This is a genomic window from Streptomyces hygroscopicus subsp. hygroscopicus, assembly GCF_001553455.1.
Taxonomy (GTDB): domain Bacteria; phylum Actinomycetota; class Actinomycetes; order Streptomycetales; family Streptomycetaceae; genus Streptomyces; species Streptomyces hygroscopicus.
Genome location: NZ_BBOX01000613.1, coordinates 1 through 2,605, shown reverse-complemented (window position 1 = coordinate 2,605; position 2,605 = coordinate 1). Strand labels below are relative to the sequence as shown.

Below are 2,605 nucleotides of genomic sequence, written 5' to 3'. Positions count from 1 at the left end.
TGATCGCGGACTACGAGGACACCCTGCTCAATCCGTATATCGCGGCCGAGCGGGGGTATGTGGATGCTGTGATCATGCCGTCCGAGACCCGCCGCCACATCGTCCGCGGTCTGCGGGCCCTGAGGAACAAGCGCGAGGCCCTGCCCCCGAAGAAGCACGGCAACATCCCCCTCTAGCGAAGGGTGTTTCCATGATCCGAATTGTCCGGGGCAACCCGACACCCGAGGAGTTGGCCGCCGCACTGGCGGTGGTGCGAGCCCGCGCGGCGGCCGCCACGGCCGCCGCGCAGAGCGAGGACGCTCCGGAGGAGTGGTCCGATCCGGCCCGCACCGTCCCCGCCCACCGGGTGCCGCACCCGGGGCCCAAGGCGTGGCGGACCACCTACTGGCCCGCCTGAGCGGCGCGACGGGCCCGCGCAGTGCCGCACCCGCCGGGGCGCCTGAGTACGCGTACTCAGGCGCCCCGGCGTCGCTGGCCCCAGGATCGATTCCATGTTGTGGTCCGAGCCGCCCGACGAGCCGCCCGAGGAACTGCGGCGGGCCGAGGCCATGCTCCGCCGCGCCCGCACGGTCCTGGCCGTCTCCGTGCTGCTCGCGATGTGCCTCTTGAGCATGTGGCCCTGAAACCTCCCCGGCCCCGAGCGTGCGCCCCTGACGCACATGCTCCTGAAGCACGCGGCCCTGCCGCGGCGCGGCAGCGCACGGCCCCGGCCCGGGGCGGACCGGGGCCAAGCTCCCGCGGCCGGGCACGGCTTACCCTGGTGCGCATGACTGCGCAGCGCACCCTCATCCTCGCGTCCGCCTCGCCCGCCCGGCTCGGCCTGCTGCGGCAGTCCGGGTTCGCGCCGAAGGTGATCGTCAGCGGAGTGGACGAGGAGGCGCTCAGCGCCGGGACACCCGCCGAACTGGCCCGGGTGCTGGCGGAGGCCAAGGCCGCCGCCGTGGCCGGGCTCCCGGAGGCCGCCGGATCCCTCGTCATCGGCTGCGACTCGGTGCTGGAACTCGACGGTCAGGCGCTCGGCAAACCGGCGGACGCCGAGGAGGCCACCGCCCGCTGGAAGTCGATGCGCGGCCGGGCCGGGGTGCTGCGCACCGGACACTGTGTGATCGACACGGCGAGCGGCCGCCGTACCTCGGCCACCGCCTCCACCACCGTCCGCTTCGGCGAGCCGACGGACGACGAGATCGCGGCGTACGTGGCCAGCGGCGAACCGCTGCACGTGGCGGGCGCGTTCACCCTCGACGGCCGTTCCGCGCCGTTCATCGACGGCATCGACGGCGACGCCGGAACGGTGATCGGGCTGTCCCTGCCGCTGTTCCGCCGGCTGCTGGCCGAGCTGGACGTACGGATCACCGACCTCTGGCACGACTAGTGCCGCGTCAGTCAGGGTGTGCCCGGTAGCGAGGCGTCCTGGTGCGTGCGATCGCAAGGCGGCCGGAAGCCCTCGCGGGGGCACCTCCCGGACGGAGTCTGGGGGCGGGCCTACTCGGGCTTTCGGCCAACGCAGCGAGCGTGCGTGCCAGGGCGGCGAGCGGGGCAAACCCTGACTGACGCGGCACTAGCTACGGCAGGAACGGCCGGAACGGCGCGAACGGCCGGGACGACGCGAACGACTGGGCACAACCGGAACGGCCGGAACGGCGGAGACGAGGCACGGCCGGAACGGCGGGAGGCCGGCCCGGCCCCTGGTTCACGCCGGGCTCGGGGCGTCGTGGCCGCCGCCCGTCGCCTCGGCCGACGGCTCGGCGGGCCGCTCCGCCTCGTACCCCAGCAGGGTCAGCACGATCAGCCCCAGCACCACCATCAGATACCCGAACGCCGGCCAGCCCACCAGGCCGACCGCGAACGCGCCCACCAGCCCGTGCACCACCGCGCAGGTGATGAGCAGGATGCGGGCCAGGCGGCCGGGGGCGCGGTCGCGCACGGCGGTGCGCAGCACCACCACCCCGCACACCAGCAGATAGAGACCGAAGAGGCCGCCCGCGACCCAGGCGCCGACGGACATCGCGTCGGTGTCGAGGCCGCCCATGGACATCTGCTGACGGTCCACGACCAGACCGAGGATCCAGTTCAGCAGCGCTATGCCGACCGCTTCGAGCATCAGCGTCACGGCCGTCACCGCGGCCACTGGTCTGCGCGCCACCACGTCGCCCTCCACTCCGTCGGTGCCGAAGCACGCTACTAACGGGTAAGCGCCGCCACAAGAGGTGCGGCCGAGCTGAACGCCATGGCAAAGTTTCGGCCGCTCGTTCGTAGGGTTTCCACAAAGAAACGCGAAGCACCGCAGCACGGCGGACCGGCGGCCCGGCCCCTGCAGCGGACCGCGCCGCGGCCCTGAAAACCGGCCGTACCGTGGAGCGACGGGGGATTCGGCCGCTCGCCCAAGGCGAGGTTCACGCTCCGTGTGGTCAAGCTCACGCCCGGAGTCTGCTCGGCGCGAGGTGTCGCCTGTACCTAAACTCGGCTTGTTTCAAGGAGGGAGCCATCGTGCGCAAGGTGCTCATCGCCAACCGTGGCGAGATCGCTGTCCGTGTTGCCCGTGCCTGCCGGGATGCCGGGATCGCGAGCGTTGCCGTCTACGCCGATCCGGACCGGGACGCTGTGC

Annotated in this window: 6 protein-coding genes; 5 read left to right on the top strand and 1 reads right to left on the bottom strand. The window is 72.6% G+C overall.

Annotated elements, in window-relative coordinates; genetic code table 11:
* From AXW62_RS42190 to AXW62_RS39295, 4 genes are all read left to right on the top strand, one after another.
* A partial coding sequence (locus AXW62_RS42190; protein ID WP_289306045.1) for a carboxyl transferase domain-containing protein occupies positions 1-176 on the top strand: 176 nt, incomplete at its 5' end.
* A 14-nt stretch (positions 177-190) separates the two neighbouring features.
* Positions 191-397 (top strand): acyl-CoA carboxylase epsilon subunit, encoded by a 207-nt coding sequence (locus tag AXW62_RS39300; RefSeq protein WP_030844160.1) that lies wholly within the window; start codon positions 191-193, stop codon positions 395-397.
* Between the two features lie 94 nt (positions 398-491).
* A complete protein-coding gene (mmpB, locus tag AXW62_RS46870) occupies positions 492-623 on the top strand; it encodes a morphogenic membrane protein MmpB (RefSeq protein ID WP_258408814.1) in 132 nt (43 codons plus the stop codon).
* A gap of 143 nt (positions 624-766) precedes the next feature.
* Positions 767-1,372 (top strand): Maf family protein, encoded by a 606-nt coding sequence (locus AXW62_RS39295; RefSeq protein WP_030844157.1) that lies wholly within the window; start codon positions 767-769, stop codon positions 1,370-1,372.
* A 318-nt stretch (positions 1,373-1,690) separates the two neighbouring features.
* Here AXW62_RS39295 and AXW62_RS39290 read toward each other — a convergent pair whose 3' ends face one another.
* Positions 1,691-2,143: a hypothetical protein gene (locus AXW62_RS39290; protein WP_060948521.1), complete on the bottom strand. Its 453-nt coding sequence runs from the start codon at positions 2,141-2,143 to the stop codon at positions 1,691-1,693.
* Between the two features lie 344 nt (positions 2,144-2,487).
* Between AXW62_RS39290 and AXW62_RS42185 the strand changes: the two genes are divergently transcribed.
* A partial coding sequence (locus AXW62_RS42185; RefSeq protein ID WP_159061112.1) for a biotin carboxylase N-terminal domain-containing protein occupies positions 2,488-2,605 on the top strand: 118 nt, incomplete at its 3' end.